Raw genomic sequence first — 21,465 nt, 5'->3', positions numbered from 1 at the left:
CTTACCCATAAAGGGACCATACTCAGCAGCGGCAGTTCAGATAACCTCTTTGGCCGCGTTTGTCTTGGTGCGATAGACCTGGTTGAGGAACAGCGAAGTCGCGTGCGCCGCCGCGCCCGCGCGCTCCCCGTCGATGAGGTCGTACCCGTGGCCCGCGCCGGGCAACTCGAGGTAGCCCACCATCGAATGCGAGACCGCCCGCATCCGTTCGACGAAGCTGCGCGCCTGCTCGACCGGAATGACGCTGTCCTTGCTGCCGTGAATCACCAAGAACGGCGGCGCATTTCGATGCACACGCGCCATCGGCGACGCGTCCCGGAACACCTGGGGGTGGCGGTCCATCCGGCGCTGGACCACGACCCGCTCCAGGAAGTCGACGAACCGGTCCCGCTCGCGGGTCGACCGGTCCTCCCAGTCGTAGCGACCGTAGACGCCGACGACGGCGTCCACCGAGGTGTTGGCCCCTTCGGGCAGCTTCGCGTGGTACTGCGGGTCGTCGGGGGTCAGACCGGCCAGTGCGGACAGGTGCCCGCCGGCGGAACAACCCGCCACCGCGACGAAATCGCGGTCGCCGCCGAACTTGTCGACGTTGGCGCGCGCCCACGCAATCGCCGTCTTGACGTCGATGATGTGCCGCGGCCAGCGGTGGTGCGGGGCGACGCGGTAGTCGATCGCCAGGCAGACCCAGCCCTGCTCGGCCAGCCGGGACATCAGGGCCGAACCCTGGCCCATGGCCTTGCCGTGCACCCAAGCGCCGCCCGGGACGAAGATCAGCACCGGCGCGGGGTGCGCGGGCAGGTCCTTGCGGCGCCAGACATCGAGCACCTGAGCGGGGTGGTCGCCGTAGTGAACCGCGCGGCGGTGGAGGTAGCGGCGCTGACGCATCGCCTCCCAAATCGGGGGCGTCCGTCCCGCCGTGGGCCATTCCAGCTCCAGGTCGGCGGCCGACACGATGCCCCGCAGCGCCGCGACGGAGAGGTCCTGAAGGCTGACGTCGTCACCGTGGATCGCTTCGGCGGCGTCCTTCGCCTGACGCGGCTTGGTCATTCCGGAGAAGAATTCGGGGGCGTGCCGCGCGCCCCAAATGCCCATCGCAGTGAGGCCACCCAGCGGTTCAAGGTGCTTGCCGACCACCGGCAGCGAAGCACCCGCCGCGCTTAAGGCCAGCGCGTAGTCGCCGGGACGAGCCCGCAGCAACCATTTCGCGCACGATGTCATAGGCGGCCTCCTTGCCGTGGTGTTAGGGCAGCGTACCCCCGGCCCCGGGTCCGAAACTGACGTTTGCGTCGACGCGACAGCCGACATTCGAAAGTCACCCGGCCAGCGATTGCTCGGTGCGAATACCGGCTGCTATAGAGCCACTGTGGAATTTGCTGTCGACGCGGGCGGAGGCCGGTCGCGACACGCTCACATCGCCGCCAGGCAGGCGATCACCCGCCCGCCGATCAGGCGGACGCCGGTCAGCGTCAAACCGACCTGCGCGGCGAGCGCGGCGGCGCTGTCCACGCCCACCGACGCCCACCGGAACCAGGGCCCGATCTCGCATGCGGACTCCAGCCGGACCCAGCGCGAACGGATGCCGATGTTCTCGGCGTCGAACTCGGCCACGCAGTGCCCACCGCGGGCCAGCAGCTCGGCGGCCCGCCCCAGGATGCGGCGCGGGTCACCGCCGAGGCCGACGTTGCCGTCGACCAGCAACACCGTCTGCCACGACCCCATCGCGGGCAGCGGGTCGAACACATCGCCCAGCAGGACCGGCGCACCGCCGCGGCCCGCCAACCGGATCGCGGCCACCGAGCGATCGATGCCCAGGGCCGGTATCCCCCGCTGAATCAGCCGGGCGACCAACCGGCCAGGCCCGCATCCCAATTCGATGGTCGGCCCGGTGCACATCTGCGTGACGGCTTCGTCGAAGACTTCGTCGAAGGCGTCACCAGATCCATCACCGGGACACACGTCATCGGGACATCGCACGCCCAGCCAGCGGTGGGCCGGCAGCGGTCGCAGCTCGCCGTCGTCGTGGCGAATCCAACATCGCTCGCCGTCGAGCGCCCGATCGTAGAGATGCCCCAGCATTCACGTCCCTCGCGTCGTGCCCGGCCGGGCGGTCCACGCTCGGTCCCGGTGAGGGACGTTGCGACGACGAAACGCTGGCGCGTACCGTCCTCGCCAGCATTCCACCGATACCCCGATATATGTACGGCTAATCCACCGCCATTGGAGCACGCACCCGCGCACCGAATGGTTCATCCGCGATCGCTTCGCAGAAGTCCGGTCCCCGCGGTCACGTTGCCTCCCCGAAGTCTGAGCCGCCGCATATCAGAGATAGCAGGTCCTCGAGCACTCCGCGTCGGCGATACTGATGCGGTGCCGAACACCGATGTTCACCCCGACCTGCAGCGGATCGCCCGTTTCGCCCCGCGCCGAATCGTCGGCCCCCGCACCCTGCCGATCATGCGGGTGGCGATGGCCGTGCGCGGGCGCCTTGGCAAGCCCGTCCGCGACGTCGAGGTGATCACGCTCGGTTCTGGGGCCGGTGTCCGGCTGTTCCGGCCGGCCGGCGTGGCCGAACCGACCCCCGCGCTGTTGTGGATTCACGGCGGCGGTTACGTGATCGGCACCGCCGAGCAGGACGACCGGCTCTGCAGCGCGTTCAGCCGGCGGCTCGGCGCCACCGTCGCGTCGGTGGAATACCGCCTGGCGCCCGAACATCCATATCCCGCCCCGCTGGAAGACTGCTATTCGGCGTTGACGTGGCTGGCCGCCTTGCCCTCCGTCGACCGGTACCGGGTGGCCATCGGCGGCGCGAGCGCCGGCGGCGGCCTGGCCGCGGCCCTGGCGCTGCTGGCCCGCGACCGCGCCGAGGTGAGCCCGGCGTTTCAGCTGCTGACCTATCCCATGCTCGACGACCGCAGCTCGGCCACCGCCCGCAAGTCCCACTATCGGCTTTGGGACAACCGCAGCAACGAGTTCGGCTGGTCGGCGTACCTCGGCAACGCCGACCCGCAGGTCGCCGTGCCGGGGCGCCGCGATGACCTGAGTGGGTTGCCGCCGGCCTGGATCGGGGTCGGCACGCACGACCTGTTCCACGACGAGGACCTGGCCTACGCCGAGCGGCTGACGGCCGCCGGGGTGCCGTGCCACGTCGAGACCATTCCGGGCGCCTTCCACGGCTTCGACCTGATCATGCCCAAAGCTCAAGTTTCGCAGCGGTTTTTCGACAGCCAGTGCGCCATTCTGCGTTCCGCGCTCGCCGCCGCGCCGTGATCGCCGGTCACATCGCGAAGTAAACGAGCTCGCCGCCGATGATGGTGGCCGCCACCATGCCGGCGTCCAGCTCGGCCAGCGCCGTCTCGGGCGGCTCGCTCAGCACACAGAGGTCGGCCGGCTGTCCGACCGCGACGGCCCGAGTCCGGCCCGGCCGCTCGGGCTCCCCCAGGAACATCGTCAAAGCCTTTCGGGCAGAGACACATTCGTTGGCGTTGAGGACGGTGCCGCTGAGCGTGGTGCGGTAGACCGCGGCGCGCATCGCCGTCCAGGGGTCGCCGTGCCCGAAGGGCATGTCGGTGGAGAGCGCCACCGGCACCGTCGCCTCCAGCAGGGAGGCGACCCGCCACAGTTGAGGATGCTCGGCGGCGGGCACGTCGGCGAGGTAGTGATCGCCGCGCTCGGCGACGAAGTTGGGCTGTGTCACCACCGTGACCCCCAGGTCGGCCAGATCGGCCAAGTTGTCCTGGGGCACGACGGCGGCGTGCTCGATCCGATCCCGCGGATGGATGCCGGCCGCCCGCAGGGCCGCGATGGTGACGACTAGTTGGGCCGCGGTCACGCAGTGCACGGCGACCGGCCGGTCCGCGTCGTGCTGACTGGCGATCCAGTCCGTCAGGGCGTCCAGGTCGAGGCGGTCGTCGTGCAGGATCTTCTTGCCCGGGGACAGGAAACTCGGCCGGGGCCGGAACTCGCCGCGCCGGTGCGCCACCACGAGCGACACCATGTCATCGGCGTCGAGGTCCGGGGTGGCGTCGGTGACGCCGGTGACGCCGGTCGCGGTGATTCGCCGGCTCAGCTCGGCGAGGTCGCTTTCGCGCCGCGCCAGCAGGTCCGACCAGCCGTGGTCCGCGCTGCGCAGGCGCCCGTCGGGATGGTCGGCCAGCCCGACCCGGCCCAGCGCCTCGGAGTTGAGGATCCATAGCGCCCCACTGCGGTGCTGGATACGCACCGGGACGCTGCGAACCATCGCGTCGAGGGCGCTCCGGTCCAGGTCGCCGGCCACCGACTCGTGGTAGCCGACGGCACGAATCCACCCATCGGGACCCGGCGTCGCATTCGACAGCAGCTGTGTCAGTTCGGCTTTGGTGCTGACCCCGGGCGGCCCGACGAGGAACGAATCCAGCGCGGATGCCGCCGAACGCACATGCACATGGTGATCATGCAGGCCGGGCAGGACGGTTCCGCCACCGGCGTAGAGCACGCCCTCGCCCCGCTCGGCGAGCAGGCCGTCACCCATTTCTTCGATCTGGTCGCCGACCCGGAGATCGGTGATCGTCCCGTCCAGCAGCGTGGCACGCCGAATCAACATGGCGCGCAACCTCGTTCGTACACCATTGCGCGCACAGCCCGGTTGTCGGCGCCCAGCCGCGCCGCGGGCCGGCCCGGCGGCGGAACCCGCGGGGGCGGGGCGGGCAGATCCGAGAGCGACGCTTGGGTCGGCAGCGCCGCATATCCGGCGGCGACGGCGGCCATCGAGACCTCGACCAGCTCGCCGCCACCGCGGCCCAGCGATTCGGCGACGGCCCGAGCGGCCTCCAGCCCCGTCAGCGGATCGGCGATGGCGTCGCCGCAGAACACCGGTCCGTCGGCGGCGACGCCGACCAGGCCGCCGCCCACCGCCGCGTCATCGCCGAACGCCGGCCTGCCGTCGGTATATCCTGTGATGCGCAACCAGATTCGGCCCCTCCCCGGCGAAAGATCGTCGGGTCCCAGCCGGCGCCGCGTCAGCGCCGCGGGGCGCGAGCCCTCGATCACCACATCGGCGGCGGTGAGCAACTCACGCAATTCGGCCGCCTGGGCGTCGAAATCGACACAGTACGAGAGCTTTTGACCGTTCATCCAGTCGAAGAACGCCGGGTTTCCGCCGCGGGTACCGTCCGGGCGGCGCGGGCTCTCGACCTTGACGACGGTAGCGCCGGCGCGCGCCAGCAGCTGGCCGCACAGGGGGCCCGCCCACATGGAGGAGAGGTCGGCGACCAGTAACCCCGCGGCGGCGCGCGCCGGTCCGCGGCCGCCCCACGGCCGTGTTCGCGGCGCGGCGGCCGTCGCTTCACCCAGACCCGCCGCGGGGATGTCGAGCAGCGTCGCCCGCTCGACGATAGCGCGGACCGGTTGCGTTGTGGCCCAGTGCCGCAACGCCGGCCACGGGTCGCAGGCGATCTCATCGGTCTGCACCAGCGCGGGAACGGCGGCGGCGTCGTCGGGGCGCGACAGCGTGATCGCACACCAGCCGTCGGCGGCGGCCAACAGCCGGGTGGCCCCACCGGCGGACACCCGGCCGCCGCGAGTCAGGCCCAGCAGCGCGGCCCGCCCGGCCAGCAGGCCGGCGGCATCGACGGTGATGCCCCAGCGCTCGGCGACGGCCGCGGCCACCCGCCGGGCGTGGGTCAGCACGTTCGCGCGGGAGAAGTCGGGCGGCCCGTCCGGCGGGCCGGTCAGATAGGCCAGCCCGCTGCTCCCCCACATCGACGTAGCCGAGCTCACGTCCCCCATTGTGCTCGTGGTGCGCCCCTAAAACTGCAGCGTGCTGAATCGCCAGTCCAGCACCGCGCGGTCGGGTTCACCCGCGACGTCGCTCACGGCGTAGACCAGTGCCCGCAGCCCCAGCACGCCCCCCTGGCCGGTCGGCGCGGCGGACTCGACGTGCAATTCGCTGTAGAGGGTGTCGCCCTCGTGGACGGGACCGGTGTGGTCGCAGGACTGCCAGCCCAGCACCGTCGCGAGGTTGGGCAGCAGCCTGCTCGCCTGCGCGAGCGCCAGCCCGATGGTATGCCCGCCATAGACCAGCCTGCGCCCGCTGACCCGCGAATCGTGGTGAGTGGCAGCGATATTCATGGTCAGCCGGGCCAGCTCGGGTGCGCTGCTGACCACGTCGGCCGTGCTGTGCAGCACCGCACCGGCCAGGTCGGGGTGAAAGTGCGGACCGGGCACCTTGGTCCGGAACACCTCGCCGTCCCAGTGCGCGGTCGGATCGTGGGCGGGCCCGGGTATGTCGGCGCCTATCGCCGACAGGTCGTCGGCGGGCCCCGCGCCGGGGTCCCAGCCCGGGCTCGCGGGCAGCATGGCGCACCGGTAGAAGTCGAGGACCAGCCGATCGGCCTGGTCGATCGTGATCATCCGCAGCGCCGCCAGCCCCGTCGGCGGCCGGCCCGGCTTGGGCGAATTGGCCCGCAGCCCAACCACTTCCGTACGTGTGTAGATGGTGTCGCCGATGACGGGGAACCGGTGAAACGTAAGGCCGCGGTAGAACAGGTTGGCCTTGACCCGCTGGGTGGCCGGCGTGGACTGGCCGATCGCGACGTCGCACACCAGCGCCGGGTGCGCCAGCGGTCCCGGCACGCCGGTCACGGCGGTGCACAGCACGGCATCGCACGCCAGGCGCAGCCGGTCGCCCACGATCGCCTGGTGCGCCGCCGCCAGCCCCGAGGACAGCGTCGCAGCCGGCGCCCAGTCGAAGACCTGGCCGACCGAGAGGTCGTCGAAGTACGGCCCGCCGGGGCGGATTCCCGCATACCCGTCACTAGTCACAACGCCACATGCTGGCAGGGTGTGGAATCGAGGGTCAACCTCGTGGTGATCGCGAGCGCGGCGAAGCCGGGCGAAGCGGGTCGCCACCAACAACTGCGTGGCGATCGCGAGCGCGGCGAAGCCGGGCGAAGCGGGTCGCCACCATCGACGCTGGAGGGTGATAGCAGGTGACTGACGAAGAGGACATGTTGGTGGCCACGGTGCGGGCGTTCATCGACCGCGACGTCAAGCCGACCGTCCGCGAGGTCGAGCACGCCAACACCTATCCCGAGGCGTGGATCGAGCAGATGAAGCGGATCGGCATCTATGGCCTGGCCATCCCGGAGGAATACGGCGGGTCGCCGGTGTCCATGCCGTGCTACGTCAGGGTCACCGAGGAGCTGGCCCGCGGCTGGATGAGCCTGGCCGGCGCGATGGGCGGGCACACCGTGGTGGCCAAGCTGCTGGCCTTGTTCGGCACCGAGGAGCAAAAGCGGGCCTACCTGCCGGTGATGGCGTCCGGGGAACTGCGGGCCACGATGGCGTTGACCGAACCGGGCGGCGGCTCGGACCTGCAGAACATGACGACGACGGCTGTGCCTTTTGCGGGCGCGGACGGCGCCCCTGGCGGCCTGCGGATCAACGGCTCGAAAACCTGGATCAGCAACGCGCGGCGGTCGGGGCTGATCGCGCTGCTGTGCAAGACCGATCCGAATGCCACGCCCCGCCACCGGGGCATCTCGATCGTGCTCGTCGAGCACGGCCCCGGCCTCACGGTGTCCCGGGACCTGCCCAAGCTGGGTTACAAGGGCGTCGAATCCTGCGAGCTGTCCTTCGACAACTTCGTGGCACCCGAGTCGGCGGTGCTGGGCGGCGCGATGGGCGAAGGCTTTTCGCAGATGATGAAGGGCCTCGAAACGGGCCGCATCCAGGTGGCCGCCCGGGCGCTGGGTGTCGGCACGGCGGCGCTCGAGGACGCGCTGGCCTACGCGCAGCAACGGGAAAGCTTCGGCCGGCCGATCTGGAAGCATCAGTCGGTGGGCAATTACCTGGCCGACATGGCGACCAAACTGACCGCCGCCCGTCAGCTCACCCGCTACGCCGCCGAGCGCTACGACAGCGGCGAGCGCTGCGACATGGAAGCCGGGATGGCCAAACTGTTCGCCTCCGAAGTGGCGATGGAGATCGCTTTGAACGCCGTGCGAATTCACGGCGGCTACGGCTACTCGTGCGAATACGACGTGGAACGCTACTTCCGCGACGCGCCCCTGATGATCGTCGGCGAGGGCACCAACGAGATTCAACGCAATGTCATCGCCGGGCAATTGGTCGCGCGGGGCGGCATCTGAGCGCGAGACCGAATGTGCGGGCTTGACGTCGGCGTGTGCTGTATCCTTGCCTGACTTCTCAGCAAAGCTGCGCGGAATTAAAAGTTACTGCGACGAAAGAAAGTCGGCTGCCATGAGTTATCCCCCAGGGCCCTACGAAGGCTCACCGGAATGGCAGGGTCAGCAGCCGGAATGGCAGGGACAGCCGCCGCCTTGGCAGGGCCAGCAGCCGGGTTGGCCGGGCCAGCAACCGGGTTGGCAGCCACCGCAGCCGGGCTGGCCGGGCCAGCCGGAGCCGGAGAACTACCTCGTCTGGGCCATCCTGTGCACCGTGCTGTGCTGCCTGCCGATCGGAATCGTGTCGATCGTCTACTCCACCAAGGTGTCCGGACTGTGGGCCCAGGGGCGGTACGCCGAGGCGCAGGAGGCGGCCAACAACGCCAAGAAGTGGGCCATCATCGGCGCCGTCGTCGGCGCGGTGTTCGCGGTGATCATGGCGATCCTCTACGTCGCCATCGGCGTGATCGCCGTCTCGAATATGCCGTCGACCACAACTACCACGTATTCCGGCTTCTGACAAGGCTTTAGGCGTCAGCAGCGTCGACCAGGCCCCAGGCCAGCGCGGTGCCGACGTCGATGGTGCGGCCGGACAGCACGAGATAGGCGGTGCGCCACCGGCCGATCCGGCGGGTGACGCTGAGCGTCCCGCCGGCGCCGGGTATCAGCCCCAGCTGAAGTTCGGGTAGCCCGAACACCGCATCGTCGCGCGCGGTCACCCATCCGCAGAACGCCGCCATCTCCAGCCCGCTGCCCAGCACGCGGCCGTGCACCTCCGCCCGGCAGGCGCGGCCGAGCCGGGCGGTCAGCGCATCGAGCGCCAGGGCCGGACTGTGCCGGGTGCGGGCCAGGTGCGCGCTCGCCGGGTCGGCGAAGGTGCCGAATTCGGCGAGGTCGCCACCGCTGCAGAACGACGGTCCGTTGCCGCTCAACACGATCCCGGTCACCGACGGGTCGAGTTGCGCGACCGTCAGGGCCTCCAGCAGCGCGGCCCGGGCGTCGGTGGAAAACGCGTTATGGCGTTGCGGGCGGTTGAACGCGATACGCAGCGTGTCCCCGTCGCGGTGGGTCCGCACCGGCTCGGCGATGTCGGGCACGCTGGCCGGACCGCGTTCTTGCAGCCAACGCGCGAACTCGGGACCCGCCTGCAGGGTCGAGTAGGCCAGCGACTCGGTCACCACCGCCGGTAGCGCGGGCCCACCCGCGTCGACCCCGCGCAACACGTCGTCACAGACGCTGCTGGCCTGCGGCCAGCGCCGGCAGCGCGCGGTCAGCTCGGCCAACGCGCCGGGCACCGAATCGACGGTGACCACCCGGCGGTCGTCACAGCGGTCCTCGGTCAGCGTGAAAGTCGCCACCTGAAGCCATGATTCGCAGCGGGCGAGGTCGGCGGCCGCGCCATGGGCCAGGATCACCCCCGGCGGGGATGCCGGGCCGGCATCCGGGGGGCTCGACAGGTCCAGCACCCGGAGCATGGGTCACACCGAGTATTTCTCGATCAGCCCGTTCTTGTAGAGCTTGCCGGTGTCGGTGCGCGGCAACTGCGCCTCGAACGCGATCGAGCGCGGACACTTGTAGTGCGCCAAGCGGTCTCGCAACCATGTCAGCAGCTCGTCGGCGAACTCGTCGGTGGCGTCGGCCGGGTCGACGGTCTGCACGGCCGCCAGCACCCGCTGCCCCATCTCGTCGTCGGGGACGCCGAACACCGCCGCGTCCAACACCTTCGGGTGTGTGACCAGAAGGTTCTCGGTTTCCTGCGGGTAGATGTTCACCCCGCCCGAGATGATCATGTGGTGGCGCCGGTCGGTGAGGTAGAGGTAGCCCTCGTCGTCGACGTAGCCGATGTCGCCGACCGTCGTCCACCCGCGCTTGTCCCGGGACGCAGCGGTTTTCGCGTCATCGTTGAGGTATTCGAAGCTGTAGCCGCCCGCGAAGTAGATCTCGCCGGGATGGCCCGGCGGCAGCTCGTTCCCGTTCTCGTCCAGGATGTGGATCTCACAGGCCATCGGCTTGCCGACCGAGCCAGGATGCGCCAGCCACTCCTCGGCGCTGATCAGCGTCGACCCGATCGCCTCGGAGGAGGCGTAGTACTCGTCGATGATCGGCCCCCACCAGTCCATCATCTGCTTCTTGATCTCCACCGGGCACGGCGCCGCCGCGTGCATCACCCGTTGCAGACTGGACAGGTCGTACGAATTACGCACCGCCTCGGGAAGTTTCAGCATTCGGGTGAACATCGCCGGGACGAACTGGCCGTGCGTGACGCGGTGCCGCTGGATCGCGTCGAGGCAGCCTTCGGGATCGAATTTCTCCATGACCACCGTGGTGACCCCGCCGGCCTGCGCGCTCATCGACCACACCGACGGGGCGGTGTGATAAAGCGGCGCCGGGCTCAGATAGATCGAGTCCGGGTTCATCCAGAAGCTGACCAGGGCCGACATCATGCCGGGCGCCTCGGACGGCGGCACGTGGGGCAGTTCGCGTTTGATGCCCTTGGGCCGGCCGGTGGTGCCCGACGAATACTGCAGCAGATCGCCCTCGCGTTCATCGTCGATCGGGGTGTCCGGCTCGCCCGCAACGCATTCGGGGTAGCGCTGCCAGCCCTCGAGATCGTCATCCGCGATCAGCAGCAGCTCGGGCAGGCCCCCGGGAAGATGCTCGGCCAGGTTCTCACACGTCTTACGCAGCGCCGCCGATCCGATAATCGCCTTGGCGGCACTGTTGTCGACGATGTAGGCGGCCTCGGCCGCGGTCAGGTGGGTGTTGATCGGGACGTAGTACAGACCGCTGCGGCGCGCCGCCCACATGACCGCGTGCATGTGTTCGTTGTTCTCCATCAGGATCGCGACGGCGTCGCCCTCGACGAGGCCGGCCCGCCGGAAATAGTGCGCCAGCCGGTTGGCCCGCGCCTCCAGCTCGTCGAAGGTGATGACCGTTCCGGACGGGTGAAGAATGACGGCGGGCTTACCGGCGCCGAGGTACTCGCGAATCTGCATGCGCAGACTGTACCGCCGAAAAACTTGACGGGTGTCAAGTGGTCGTGGCCGCCGGACCGATCGACCGGATCGGCGCAGGTGCGGCCCCGATCCGGGTAAGGTACCGTGCCGTGACGACGCCGGCCTCACACCCCGGCCGGTCTCCTACGGAGGTGTGCATGGACGCCGAGCGCCTCCCCGCGCCCGCGCCGTGCTGCTCCGCCACCGATCGGCTCGGCGTCTACGACTACGTGGACGGCATGGAGCGCCTGCTCGAGGCGGTCCAGGAATTGTCGTTGGCGCGCAGCCTGTCCGAAATCCAGCGCATCGTCCGGTCGTCGGCGCGCGAGCTCACCGGCTGTGACGGAGCCACGCTCGTGCTGCGCGACGACGACAAGTGCTATTACGCCGACGAAGACGCCATCGCCCCACTGTGGAAGGGCAGCCGCTTCCCCATCGAAGCGTGCATCAGCGGTTGGGCGATGCTCAACCGCGAGGCGGCGATCATCCCGGACATCTATCGGGATCCGCGTATCCCGCAAGGGATTTACCGCGCAACGTTCGTCAAGAGCCTGGTGATGGTGCCGATCCGCAAGCTCGAACCGATCGGCGCGATCGGCAACTACTGGGCCCACCGGCACCCGCCGTCCGAGCAGGAGATCCGGCTGCTGCAGGCGTTGGCCGATTCGACGTCGATCGCCATGGAAAACGTCCAGCTCTACGCCGAACTCGAACAGCGGGTCCGCGACCGCACCGCTGCGCTGGAAAGTGCCAACGAGGAGATCAGTCGGCTCTCCGTCACCGACGAACTGACCGGGCTCAACAATCGGCGCGGCTTCTATCTGCTGGCCGAGCAGAAGCTGCGCGGAGCGCACCACCTCGGGCACAACTGCGTGCTCGCCTTCCTGGACGTCGACGGGCTGAAGCGGGTCAACGACGAGCAGGGGCACGATGCGGGCGACGCCCTGATCAAAGACGTCGCCCAGGTGCTGCGTAGCGTGCGGCGCGAGTCCGACATCGTCGCGCGCCTAGGCGGTGACGAATTCTGCGTCATGGTCACCGAAAGCGACAGTGGGACCGCGGCGGTCAAAGACCGGCTCGCCGAGGCGTTCCGCTCCTTCAACGAGACCGGCGGGCGGCCCTACCGCCTGTCCGCCAGCATCGGCCTGGTCCAGGCACCCGTCGCCGAGCACGCAACCGTGGACGAACTGCTGGCCCGCGCCGACGAACTGATGTACGCCGAGAAGAAGGCCAGCCCCGATTCGCGGCGCGCGGAGGTGGGCTCGACCTAGTCGGCGTCGGCCAGGCGCTGCTTGAGCGCCTCGAACTCGTCCTTGACGCCCGTGGGCAGCTTGTCGCCGACGAACTCGAACCACTCTTCGATCAGCGGAAGCTCCTGGCGCCACTCGTCGGGGTTGACCGCGAGCGCCTTCGCGACGTCTCCGGGTTCGACGTCCAAGCCGTCCAGATCGAGGTCCGCTGCGGTCGGCACGATGCCGATCGGGGTGTCCTGGCCACCGGCCTGGTGCTCGATGCGGTCGACGATCCACTTCAGCACCCGGCTGTTCTCGCCGAAGCCCGGCCACAGGAACTCGCCCTTCTCGCCGCGGCGGAACCAGTTGACGAAGAACACCTTCGGCATCTTGGACTCGTCGGAGTTCTTGCCGAGGTCGAGCCAGTGCTGGAAGTAGTCACCGACGTGGTAGCCGAGGAACGGCAGCATGGCCATCGGGTCGCGGCGCACCGTGCCGACCTTGCCCTCGGCGGCGGCGGTCTGCTCGCTGCCCATGGTGGCGCCCATGAACACCCCGTGCTGCCAGTCGCGGGCCTGCGTCACCAGCGGCACCGTGGTCTTGCGGCGGGCGCCGAACAAGATGCCCGAGATCGGCACGCCCTGCGGGTCGTCCCATTCCGGGGCGAGGATGGGGCATTGCGACATCGGCGTGCAGTAGCGCGAGTTCGGGTGGGCGGCCTTGGTTTCCGTCTCGCGGATGTACCAGTCGTTGCCCTTCCAGTCGATCAGGTGATCCGGCTCGCCCTCCAGGCCTTCCCACCACACCTCGTCGTCGTCGGTGAGCGCGACGTTGGTGAAGACGGTGTTGCCCGCGGCGATGGTGCGCATGGCGTTGGGGTTGGACTTCCAGTTGGTGCCCGGCGCCACCCCGAAGAAACCGAACTCGGGGTTGACCGCGTACAGCCGGCCGTCCTTGCCGAACCGCATCCAGGCGATGTCGTCGCCCAGGGTCTCGGCGCGCCAGCCCGGAATGGTGGGCTGCAGCATAGCGAGGTTGGTCTTGCCGCACGCCGACGGGAAGGCCGCGGCGAAGTAGTACGCCTTGTTCTCCGGGGAGATCAGCTTGAGGATCAGCATGTGCTCGGCCAGCCAGCCCTCGTCGTGGGCCATCGCCGACGCGATGCGCAGCGAGTAGCACTTCTTACCCAGCAGCGCGTTGCCGCCGTAACCGGAGCCGTAGCTCCAGATCTCGCGGGTCTCCGGGAAGTGGGTGATGTATTTGGTGTCGTTGCAGGGCCACGGCACGTCCTGCTGCCCGGGCTCCAGCGGGGCGCCCACCGAGTGCAGCGCCTTGACGAAGAACCCGTCGTCGCCCATTTTCTCCAGGGCCGCCTTGCCCATCCGGGTCATGGTGCGCATGGACACGACGACGTACTCGGAGTCGGTGATTTCGACGCCCAGCTTGGGGTCGTCCGCGCCGAGCGGGCCCATGCAGAACGGCACCACATACATGGTGCGGCCGCGCATGCAGCCGCGGTACAGGTCGGTCATCAAGGCCCGCATCTCGGCCGGTTCCATCCAGTTGTTGGTGGGGCCGGCGTCGATCTCGCGCTCGGAGCAGATGAAGGTCCGCGACTCCACCCGCGCAACGTCGGACGGGTCGGACAACGCCAGGTAGGAGTTGGGGTGCTTCTTCTCGTTCAGCTTCGTGAACGTGCCCGCCTCGACCAGGTGGGCGGCGAGCCGATCGAACTCTTCGGCGGAACCATCCGTGAACACCACGCGCTCGGGCTGAGTGAGCTCGGCGACCTCCCGTACCCACGACAGCAGCCCCTGATGCTTCGTGGGTGCGGTGTCCAATCCGGGAATGGTCGCTGAGGTCATCGAAGTCTCCTGAATTCTTCTGCGTACTCGGGCTGCTTTGGGTGCCTATCGCGTATGCGGTCGCCCACACAACGGTTGACATGGTGGCGTTAACTACAGGTTATCGTGAGGACCTTGTCGTGTAAGTCTCGGGCAGGTATAAGCCTTCTCACAACAACGATTCAGAAGCTCCGGCAGAATCGCCATCACCGCTCCTAGAAGCCGGTTTTTGGTTTGCCTCGGTTTCGCCGTCTTTTTTCAGCTCCGAGGCCGAATGGTCAGTAGGAGATATACCCGCTTCACCCAGTTCTGCACGCACGGCGTCCAGGGCCGCCAACACCGTAGGCATCTCCTTCTCCCTGGCGGCGGCGGCCCGCGACGCGGCCATGGCGTGCGCGCGCAGCTCGCGGTCGATGGCGCTGACCTGGCCGCTCACCTCGGCGTTCTCCACCTCGTCCTGGGCCAGTACCGCCTTGCTCAGCACCGACTCGGCGACCAGGACGCGGGTCGCGACCAACTCTTCCGTCACCGACCGCAGCGAAGAGGTCACATCGCCCGCCCAGCGGTCCAGCAGCGCCCGGTCGCGCAGCAGGCTCCGGATGTTGACCACCAGCAGCGTGACCGCCAGCCCGATCGCCACACACGTCACCGCCGCGACGACGGACAGCGCTGGACTGAGCCGAGCGGCCGGCCCGCTCAGCAGCCGGCTCAGGGTCAGCGCCACGCCCAGGCCGAACCCGGCGCCCAGCAGCATCATCAGCCAGGTCTCGTGCCGCCGCGATTTCAGCGGGGGCGGCGGGACGTCCACCGTCGGCAGCACGTCGACGGCCGGCAGGGTCGTCGCGACCCCCACCACCTGCGCGACATCCGCGAGGTGGGTGGCGGTGCCCTCGTTCACTTCGGCGACCACCTCGTCCAGCCGGCCACGTGTGTGCGCCTCGAAGCCGGACATGTGGCGCCGGGACAACCCCGCGGCGTCTTCCTGCAGTTCGCTGCGCACCGACGAGCAACGATTGCGCGCGAAGTGGGACAGCTGCACCCGCGCCTGCTGAATCTGACCGCGCAACGTGATGGTGCGCTCGGTCTTCGCCTCGCGCCGCTGCCGCAGCGCCGTGCTGCGTTCGTCGCGCAGCGCGTCGACCCTTGCCCGCCGCCCGGCGCCGTCGGCGTCGCGGTCGAACCGCTGCATGACGGTCTTGAGCCGGAACTCCCACGCCCGCAGCCGGTTTCGGCGGGCGAGCTCGGAGTCGGCCAGCCGCGCCGACAGCGTCTGCACCAAGTCGTCGACGTCCTGCTCGCCGAGGTCGGGCGAGGCGGCCGCGCCCACCCAGGGCACGTCGCGGTAACGGGGCGCGTGCGCGGCCAGCGTTTCGCGGTTGGCGGCCAGGACGTCGCGCCAGGCGCGATGCACGTCGATCTTGGACACCACCGGAACCACCACATCGGTGTGTGCGGCGGCGGCGTCCAGTAGCGCGCAGTCGGATGGCGTGAGGTGGGCCGCCGCCGAGACGACGAACACCACCGCCGTCGGCGCCTCGCCCGGGCCCAGGTCCACCGACTCGACGAACTTGTGCTCCGGGAGCCGCTCGCGCAGCGCCGCGGCCACCGCGGTCACCCCGGCCATCCACGGTCCGGTCACCAGCACCACGTCGCGGCGGTGGATGGCGGGCGCATCCAGCTCCGGACCGATGCTCGCCACCAGCGCGTCGACTCGGGCGACCGGATCGTCGTGCTTGTCGCCGCTCATCGCCAGCCCCCCAGCGGCTCCCCGGGCAGCGACCCGCAGGCCTGCGACCACAGCCGCATCGATCCCCTGGCGATGTCGGCCCCACAGGCGCGGTGCAACTCGCTCGCCGACGCCCTGCTGTAACGCTGCCACCGCACCGCGCGCGGCAGGTGCGCGGACGGGTCGCGGTCCCAGTCAGCCGGTTCCACGTGGTCCGGCTCCAGCCCGGCCGCCTCGGCCAGGTCGACGGCGGCCGCCATCCGGGCGACCACCGTGTCGTCGTGGGACAGGAATCCGCTGATCGTCTCCGCGGATTCGCCCAAGCCGACCGCCAGCGCCTCCAACGCCGCGACGGCGTCCAGCACCCGCTGGTAGCGCACTTCGGCGCCGGCGATCGCGATGTGGGACAGCACGGCGTCGATACCGCTCGTCCGGCGCAGCAGGGCCCGCACCTGCGCGGCCGTCCGGCCCTGCCGTAGCGCGGCGACCGCGAGCGCGATGCCGAACAGGTCCAGGGTGTGCAGCAGGCGCAGCCGCACGTCGGCCGGCACCGGGTTGTCCGCCGCCATGAACCCCGCGAACGAGCCGTCGAGGGAGGCGGCCACCCCGGGGTGCGCGGCCAGCGTCCGCAGCCCCGACCACAGTGAGGCGTCCAGGTCGTCGACCGCGGCGACGGCGAGCAGGCCGGCCATCGGCACCATGGGCACGCCCACCAGGTCGGCAAGCTCCGCGCAACGCGTCCGCGCTGCCGCGATCGGCCCGTCCCCGCGGGCCAGGGACCCGGCCAGGTCCGCCTTGTTCAGCACCCCCACCACCGGGCGTCCGGTGGCGGCGATCGCGTCGATGTCCTCCGGCTTGACCACCTCGGTGGTCACGTGCACGACCACGTCGGCTTCGCGACCGCCGGCGGTCGTCACCGCGATCCCCACGGCGGCTCCGGCGCGGTCCAGCGCCCGCGCCACCGTGGCGCGCCCGACGCCGCGGCGTCCCCGGATCAGCGCACGCAGGGGCGCGGACGTCCGCTCGGCGACGGCCGTCACGCGCGGGTCGGCGTGCCCGGCGGCGAACCGCGCCAGCGCGTCGACGAATTCCTGGTGCCCTTGTCCGTTCATCGTCCCCTCATGATCTGCCTTCGGTTCGATGGATCCGACCCGGGGGCCGGTCGGGTCCCACCGAATGGTGGCACTTACGTCACTTTGATGCGAGCCACCGTCTGACTGTTACCAGCTGAAGGCAACTGTTGGGTATCAATCTGGACCAGGGGCGGCTACATCACTCCTTTATGGGCCACCATGGACAAATGCATGCGCAACCCCGGGCGGGAGTGGTTCCCGACGCGCCTGAGGAGGAGTCGGACGACCGTCGCGGCCAGCGCTACCTTCCGGCATCGACCTTTCGCTCCCGAAGATCCGCGCTTTCCGACGCTCAGCGGCAGACCTGGGAACGGCTGTGGCCGGAGCTGGGCCTATCCCTGGGCTCTCCGGGCGGGGAAGGCGAGGGCGGCGGGGAGCCCCGGCTGGACACCCGCGCCTGGTTTGGCCGCCAGGCGCCGCTGGTGCTCGAAATCGGTTGCGGGAGCGGCATATCCACGCTGGCGATGGCCAAGGATGAGCCCGATGTCGACGTGATCGCGGTGGAAATCTACAAGCGGGGGCTGGCACAACTGCTGTGCGCGATCGACCGCGAGGGGGTCGGCAACGTCCGCTTGATCCGCGGCAACGGCGTCGAGGTGCTGCAGCGGCTGATCCCGTCCGGTTCGCTGACGGGCGTACGCGTGTTCTTTCCCGATCCCTGGCCCAAGGCCCGTCACCACAAGCGCCGGTTTCTGCAACCGGGCACGATTGGCCTCATCGCCGACCGGTTACTCCCTGGTGGTGTCCTGCACGCCGCGACGGACCACCCCGGGTACGCCGAACACATCGGCGAGGTCGGCGACGCCGAGCCGCGGTTGCGTCGCGTCGACCCCCGCGAGCAGCTGCCGATCTCGGTGGTGCGGCCGACCACGAAATACGAGACGAAGGCCCACGAGGCGGGCAGCGCCGTGACCGAATTCATCTGGCTACGACATGAGTAGGCGATGACCATGAGCCTGGCGGAAGAACAGACCGCGGCAGCTGAACCTTTGCCGGCGTTGCCCGACGATGCGCTCGGAAGCTTCACACCGCCGGGCGGACGTGTGTTGCTGGTGTGGGACGCGCCCAACCTCGACATGGGGCTCGGGTCGATCCTGGGCCGACGCCCCACCGCGCTGGAGCGCCCGCGGTTCGACGCGCTGGGGCGCTGGTTGCTGGCGCGCACGGCCGAGATCAGTGCCGGCCGGCCCGGTGTCGTGGTCGAACCCGAGGCCACCGTCTTCACCAACATCGCACCGGGCAGCGCCGACGTCGTCCGCCCCTGGGTGGACGCCCTTCGTAACGTCGGGTTCGCGGTCTTCGCCAAACCGAAGATCGACGAGGACAGCGACGTCGACCGAGACATGCTCGCCCACATCGAACTGCGACGTAGCGAAGGGCTGGCGGCGCTGGTGGTGGCTTCGGCCGACGGCCAGGCGTTTCGTCAACCGTTGGAGGAGATAGCACGCTCCGGGGTCACCGTTCAAGTCATCGGATTTCGCGAACATGCGAGTTGGGCGCTAGCGTCGGATACCTTGGATTTTGTCGACCTGGAAGACATCAGCGGTGTGTTCCGGGAGCCCTTGCCGCGAATCGGCCTAGATTCGCTGCCTGACCAGGGAGCATGGCTGCAGCCGTTCCGGCCGCTGTCCGCTCTGTTGACCGCGCGTGTGTGACACTGGCTTGAAAAACCGAAAGGTACCGTGCGGGTCGTTAACGATCCAGTAAGGAGCTTGCGTGTTCGCCTGGTGGGGTCGAACTGTGTACCGCTACCGGTACATCGTTATCGGGGTCACGGTAGCTCTGTGCCTGCTGGGTGGCGTGTTCGGGATGAGCCTCGGCAAGCATGTCACACAGAGCGGCTTCTACGACGAGGGCAGCCAATCGGTGAAGGCCTCGGTGCTGGGCGACCAGACCTACGGCCGCGACCGCACCAGCCACGTGGTGGCCACCTTCACGGCTCCCAACGGGCAGACGGTCAACGATGCGGCGTGGCGGGACAAAGTCGTCGGCGAACTCAACAAGTTCAAGACCGACCACCCCGATCAGGTCGTCGGCTGGGCCGGCTGGCTGGCCGCGCCCGACAGCACCAACCCCCTGATCAAGGGCATGGTCAGCGAGGACAAGAAGCACACCTTCGTGTCCATCCCCCTCAAGGGCGACGACGACGACACGATCCTCAATAACTACAAGGCCATCGCGCCGGGTCTGCAGAAGCTCAACGGCGGCGCGGTGGAACTGGCCGGCCTGGAACCGATCGCCAACGCACTGACAGGCACCATCGCGACCGACCAGCGTCGTATGGAGGTCCTCGCGGTGCCGCTGGTGGCCGTCGTGTTGTTCCTGGTCTTCGGGGGCGCCGTCGCCGCCGGCCTGCCGGCCATCGTGGGCGGGCTGAGCATCGCCGGCTCGCTCGGCATCCTGCGCCTGGTCGCCGTGTTCGGGCCGGTGCACTTCTTCGCCCAGCCGGTGGTGTCCCTGATCGGCCTGGGTATCGCGATCGACTACGGCCTGTTCGTGGTGAGCCGGTTCCGGGAGGAGATCGCCGAAGGCTACGACACCGAGGCCGCGGTGCGAAGAACCGTGATGACGGCCGGGCGCACGGTGACGTTCTCCGCGGTGCTGATCATCGCGTCCAGCGCCAGCCTGCTGGTGTTGCCGCAGGGCTTCGTGCATTCGCTGACCTATGCGATCTTCGCCGCGGTGGGGCTTGCGGCGCTGCTCTCGATCACCTTCCTGCCGGCCTGCCTGGGCATCCTGGGCCGCCACGTCGACGCGCTGGGGGTGCGGACCGCGTTCCGGGTGCCGTTCCTGCGGAACTGGAAGTGGTCGCGCGCCTACCTGAACTGGCTCGCGGACCGGCTGCAGAAGACCAAGACGCGCGAAGAGGTCGAGGCCGGCTTCTGGGGCAAGCTGGTCAACTGGGTGATGAAGCGACCGCTGGCCTTCGCCATCCCGATCGCGGTCGGCATGATCCTGCTGGTCATCCCGCTGGGCAACCTGTCGTTCGGCGGCATGAGCGAAAAGTATTTGCCGCCCAACAATTCGGTGCGCCTGGCCCAGGAGCACTTCGATAAGCAGTTCCCCGGCTACCGGACCGAACAGCTGACCATGGTGATCCAGAGCACCAACGGCAGCAAGGTCACCGACCAGCAGGTGGCCGACATCCGCAACCGGATCGCCGGGATCAACGGGTTCACCGACAAGCAGTGGCAGGAACGGCCGTGTCCGGCCATCGCCGGCAACCCCTGCGTCGCCGGCCCCAATGGAACGACCGTGCCCAAGGACGGCTCGGTGCGGGTGATCCAGAACGGCCTGGTCAACAAGAACGATGCCGCCAAGAAGATCGCCGAACTACGGGCCGTGAACCCCCCGAAGGGGCTCAATCTCTATGTCGGCGGCACGCCGGCCCTGGAACAGGACAGCATTCACAGCCTGTTCGACAAGGCTCCGCTGATGCTGGTGCTGCTGCTGGGCGCGACCATGCTGTTGATGTTCTTGGCGTTCGGATCGGTGGTGTTGCCGGTCAAGGCCGCGGTGATGAGCGCGCTGACGCTGGGCTCCACGATGGGCATCCTGACGTGGATCTTCGTCGACGGGCACCTATCGGGCGTGCTGAACTTCACGCCAACGCCGCTGATGGTGGTGGTGATCGCACTGGTTGTCGCCGTCGGATTCGGCCTGGCCACCGACTACGAGGTGTTCCTGGTGTCCCGCATGGTCGAGGCGCGCGAACGCGGTATGTCGACGGCCGAGGCCATCCGGATCGGCACCGCGACGACCGGGCGGCTGATCACGGCCGCGGCGCTGGTCCTGGCCGTCGTCGCCGGTTCGTTCGTGTTCTCCGACCTGGTGCTGATGAAATACCTGGCGTTCGGCCTGATGGCGGCCCTGTTGCTGGACGCCACCGTGGTCCGGATGTTCCTGGTGCCGTCGGTGATGAAGCTGCTCGGCGACGACTGCTGGTGGGCCCCGCGCTGGGCGAGGCGCCTGCAGAACAAGATCGGGCTGGGCGAGATCGACCTGCCCGACGAGCGCAAGCGGCCGACCCTCAACGGGCGCCCCGCTCGGCCCCCCGTGGCGGCCAGCCTGGTCGCCGCCACGCCGCGACCGCCGCACGACCCCACGCACCCCGCGGCCCTCGAGCCGTCGCGCGCGACCCGTCCCGGACCGGCCGAACCCAAGCCCGGCACGGAAGTGCCCGCGGGCGCGGCGTCGCGCGCCGCGGTGCCCCCGGCCGACGCCGCCAACACCACGCGTTTGCAGACCAGGCAGCCTCCTGGAGGCCGAGCCAGACGAACCCGCAAAGGCCGACTGAGGCTTACAGCCGACCCTCGCGTCGCAGCAGGTCCTGGGCGGACAAGCCGCCGCCCGAACGCCGGCGCTGGCGCGG

At 69.3% G+C, this 21,465-nt stretch carries 17 protein-coding genes; 7 read left to right on the top strand and 10 right to left on the bottom strand.

Translation table 11 applies throughout. From position 1 onward, the window contains the following. Positions 1-36 precede the first annotated feature (36 nt). Both A5711_RS14310 and A5711_RS14305 read right to left on the bottom strand, forming a co-directional pair. The gene (locus A5711_RS14310; RefSeq protein ID WP_067947523.1) at positions 37-1,218 is read right to left on the bottom strand and encodes an alpha/beta hydrolase; all 1,182 of its coding nucleotides are present in this window, start codon (positions 1,216-1,218) and stop codon (positions 37-39) included. Between the two features lie 189 nt (positions 1,219-1,407). Beyond that, the gene (locus tag A5711_RS14305; RefSeq protein WP_067947522.1) at positions 1,408-2,076 is read right to left on the bottom strand and encodes a methyltransferase domain-containing protein; all 669 of its coding nucleotides are present in this window, start codon (positions 2,074-2,076) and stop codon (positions 1,408-1,410) included. A gap of 291 nt (positions 2,077-2,367) precedes the next feature. On the opposite strand from A5711_RS14305, the gene A5711_RS14300 reads away from it, so the two are divergent. Then, positions 2,368-3,267, top strand: a complete 900-nt coding sequence (locus tag A5711_RS14300) for an alpha/beta hydrolase (RefSeq protein ID WP_067947521.1) — start codon at positions 2,368-2,370, stop codon at positions 3,265-3,267. Positions 3,268-3,274: 7 nt separating this feature from the next. Here the strand turns inward: A5711_RS14300 and A5711_RS14295 are convergent, their stop codons facing one another. Genes A5711_RS14295 through A5711_RS14285 form a run of 3 tightly spaced genes read right to left on the bottom strand, consistent with a single transcriptional unit; the run spans position 3,275 to position 6,798 of the window. Continuing rightward, entirely contained in the window at positions 3,275-4,579 is a 1,305-nt protein-coding gene (locus A5711_RS14295; RefSeq protein WP_067947519.1) for an amidohydrolase family protein, read from the bottom strand. Beyond that, entirely contained in the window at positions 4,573-5,763 is a 1,191-nt protein-coding gene (locus tag A5711_RS14290; RefSeq protein WP_067947517.1) for a CoA transferase, read from the bottom strand. The genes A5711_RS14295 and A5711_RS14290 overlap by 7 nt, the downstream gene beginning before the upstream one ends. A gap of 18 nt (positions 5,764-5,781) precedes the next feature. Further along, on the bottom strand, positions 5,782-6,798 hold the full coding sequence (locus A5711_RS14285) for a MaoC family dehydratase (protein ID WP_067947515.1): 1,017 nt from the start codon (positions 6,796-6,798) through the stop codon (positions 5,782-5,784). A gap of 167 nt (positions 6,799-6,965) precedes the next feature. On the opposite strand from A5711_RS14285, the gene A5711_RS14280 reads away from it, so the two are divergent. Together A5711_RS14280 and A5711_RS14275 are read left to right on the top strand one after the other, a co-directional pair. Next, entirely contained in the window at positions 6,966-8,126 is a 1,161-nt protein-coding gene (locus A5711_RS14280) for an acyl-CoA dehydrogenase family protein (protein ID WP_067947513.1), read from the top strand. 112 nt (positions 8,127-8,238) lie between these two features. Then, the gene (locus A5711_RS14275) at positions 8,239-8,682 is read left to right on the top strand and encodes a CD225/dispanin family protein (protein WP_067947511.1); all 444 of its coding nucleotides are present in this window, start codon (positions 8,239-8,241) and stop codon (positions 8,680-8,682) included. 7 nt (positions 8,683-8,689) lie between these two features. Here A5711_RS14275 and A5711_RS14270 read toward each other — a convergent pair whose 3' ends face one another. Together A5711_RS14270 and fadD4 are read right to left on the bottom strand one after the other, a co-directional pair. Further along, the gene (locus tag A5711_RS14270; RefSeq protein WP_067947510.1) at positions 8,690-9,637 is read right to left on the bottom strand and encodes an enoyl-CoA hydratase/isomerase family protein; all 948 of its coding nucleotides are present in this window, start codon (positions 9,635-9,637) and stop codon (positions 8,690-8,692) included. A 3-nt stretch (positions 9,638-9,640) separates the two neighbouring features. Continuing rightward, positions 9,641-11,158 carry a fatty-acid--CoA ligase FadD4 gene (fadD4, locus tag A5711_RS14265; protein WP_067947509.1) on the bottom strand — a complete coding sequence of 506 codons (1,518 nt, stop codon included), beginning with the start codon at positions 11,156-11,158 and terminating at the stop codon, positions 9,641-9,643. Positions 11,159-11,397: 239 nt separating this feature from the next. Between fadD4 and A5711_RS14260 the strand changes: the two genes are divergently transcribed. Further along, entirely contained in the window at positions 11,398-12,429 is a 1,032-nt protein-coding gene (locus A5711_RS14260; protein ID WP_231986998.1) for a sensor domain-containing diguanylate cyclase, read from the top strand. Here the strand turns inward: A5711_RS14260 and A5711_RS14255 are convergent. The 3 genes from A5711_RS14255 to A5711_RS14245 all read right to left on the bottom strand — a co-directional run bounded on the left by A5711_RS14255 (position 12,426) and on the right by A5711_RS14245 (position 17,072). Beyond that, positions 12,426-14,255 carry a phosphoenolpyruvate carboxykinase (GTP) gene (locus A5711_RS14255; protein ID WP_067947508.1) on the bottom strand — a complete coding sequence of 610 codons (1,830 nt, stop codon included), beginning with the start codon at positions 14,253-14,255 and terminating at the stop codon, positions 12,426-12,428. The genes A5711_RS14260 and A5711_RS14255 overlap by 4 nt on opposite strands. A gap of 148 nt (positions 14,256-14,403) precedes the next feature. Next, positions 14,404-15,981, bottom strand: a complete 1,578-nt coding sequence (locus A5711_RS14250) for a hypothetical protein (RefSeq protein ID WP_067947581.1) — start codon at positions 15,979-15,981, stop codon at positions 14,404-14,406. Further along, positions 15,978-17,072: a hypothetical protein gene (locus A5711_RS14245; protein WP_067947507.1), complete on the bottom strand. Its 1,095-nt coding sequence runs from the start codon at positions 17,070-17,072 to the stop codon at positions 15,978-15,980. The genes A5711_RS14250 and A5711_RS14245 overlap by 4 nt, the downstream gene beginning before the upstream one ends. Positions 17,073-17,242: 170 nt before the next feature. On the opposite strand from A5711_RS14245, the gene trmB reads away from it, so the two are divergent. From trmB to A5711_RS14230, 3 genes are all read left to right on the top strand, one after another. Next, positions 17,243-18,034 (top strand): tRNA (guanosine(46)-N7)-methyltransferase TrmB, encoded by a 792-nt coding sequence (gene trmB / locus A5711_RS14240; RefSeq protein WP_067947506.1) that lies wholly within the window; start codon positions 17,243-17,245, stop codon positions 18,032-18,034. 9 nt (positions 18,035-18,043) lie between these two features. After that, positions 18,044-18,748, top strand: coding sequence for an NYN domain-containing protein (locus tag A5711_RS14235; RefSeq protein WP_067947573.1), 705 nt, complete (start codon positions 18,044-18,046; stop codon positions 18,746-18,748). Positions 18,749-18,809: 61 nt separating this feature from the next. Then, a partial coding sequence (locus A5711_RS14230) for an MMPL family transporter (RefSeq protein WP_231987477.1) occupies positions 18,810-21,465 on the top strand: 2,656 nt, incomplete at its 3' end.

Source organism: Mycobacterium sp. E2238, from assembly GCF_001672665.1.
In the GTDB taxonomy this organism is placed as follows: Bacteria; Actinomycetota; Actinomycetes; order Mycobacteriales; family Mycobacteriaceae; genus Mycobacterium.
The sequence above is the reverse complement of the archived record's forward strand: the minus strand, read 5'-3'. Positions and strand labels throughout refer to the sequence as shown.

Excerpts from the sequence above, each read along its gene's own strand:
- A5711_RS14310 (WP_067947523.1), bottom strand. The coding sequence starts at position 1,218 with ATGACATCGTGCGCGAAATGGTTGCTGCGGGCTCGTCCCGGCGACTAC.
- A5711_RS14305 (WP_067947522.1), bottom strand. The coding sequence starts at position 2,076 with ATGCTGGGGCATCTCTACGATCGGGCGCTCGACGGCGAGCGATGTTGG.
- A5711_RS14295 (WP_067947519.1), bottom strand. The coding sequence starts at position 4,579 with ATGTTGATTCGGCGTGCCACGCTGCTGGACGGGACGATCACCGATCTC.
- A5711_RS14290 (WP_067947517.1), bottom strand. The coding sequence starts at position 5,763 with ATGGGGGACGTGAGCTCGGCTACGTCGATGTGGGGGAGCAGCGGGCTG.
- A5711_RS14275 (WP_067947511.1), top strand. The coding sequence starts at position 8,239 with ATGAGTTATCCCCCAGGGCCCTACGAAGGCTCACCGGAATGGCAGGGT.
- A5711_RS14270 (WP_067947510.1), bottom strand. The coding sequence starts at position 9,637 with ATGCTCCGGGTGCTGGACCTGTCGAGCCCCCCGGATGCCGGCCCGGCA.
- fadD4 (WP_067947509.1), bottom strand. The coding sequence starts at position 11,158 with ATGCAGATTCGCGAGTACCTCGGCGCCGGTAAGCCCGCCGTCATTCTT.
- A5711_RS14260 (WP_231986998.1), top strand. The coding sequence starts at position 11,398 with ATGGAGCGCCTGCTCGAGGCGGTCCAGGAATTGTCGTTGGCGCGCAGC.
- A5711_RS14255 (WP_067947508.1), bottom strand. The coding sequence starts at position 14,255 with ATGACCTCAGCGACCATTCCCGGATTGGACACCGCACCCACGAAGCAT.
- A5711_RS14250 (WP_067947581.1), bottom strand. The coding sequence starts at position 15,981 with ATGAGCGGCGACAAGCACGACGATCCGGTCGCCCGAGTCGACGCGCTG.
- A5711_RS14245 (WP_067947507.1), bottom strand. The coding sequence starts at position 17,072 with ATGAACGGACAAGGGCACCAGGAATTCGTCGACGCGCTGGCGCGGTTC.
- trmB (WP_067947506.1), top strand. The coding sequence starts at position 17,243 with ATGGGCCACCATGGACAAATGCATGCGCAACCCCGGGCGGGAGTGGTT.
- A5711_RS14235 (WP_067947573.1), top strand. The coding sequence starts at position 18,044 with ATGAGCCTGGCGGAAGAACAGACCGCGGCAGCTGAACCTTTGCCGGCG.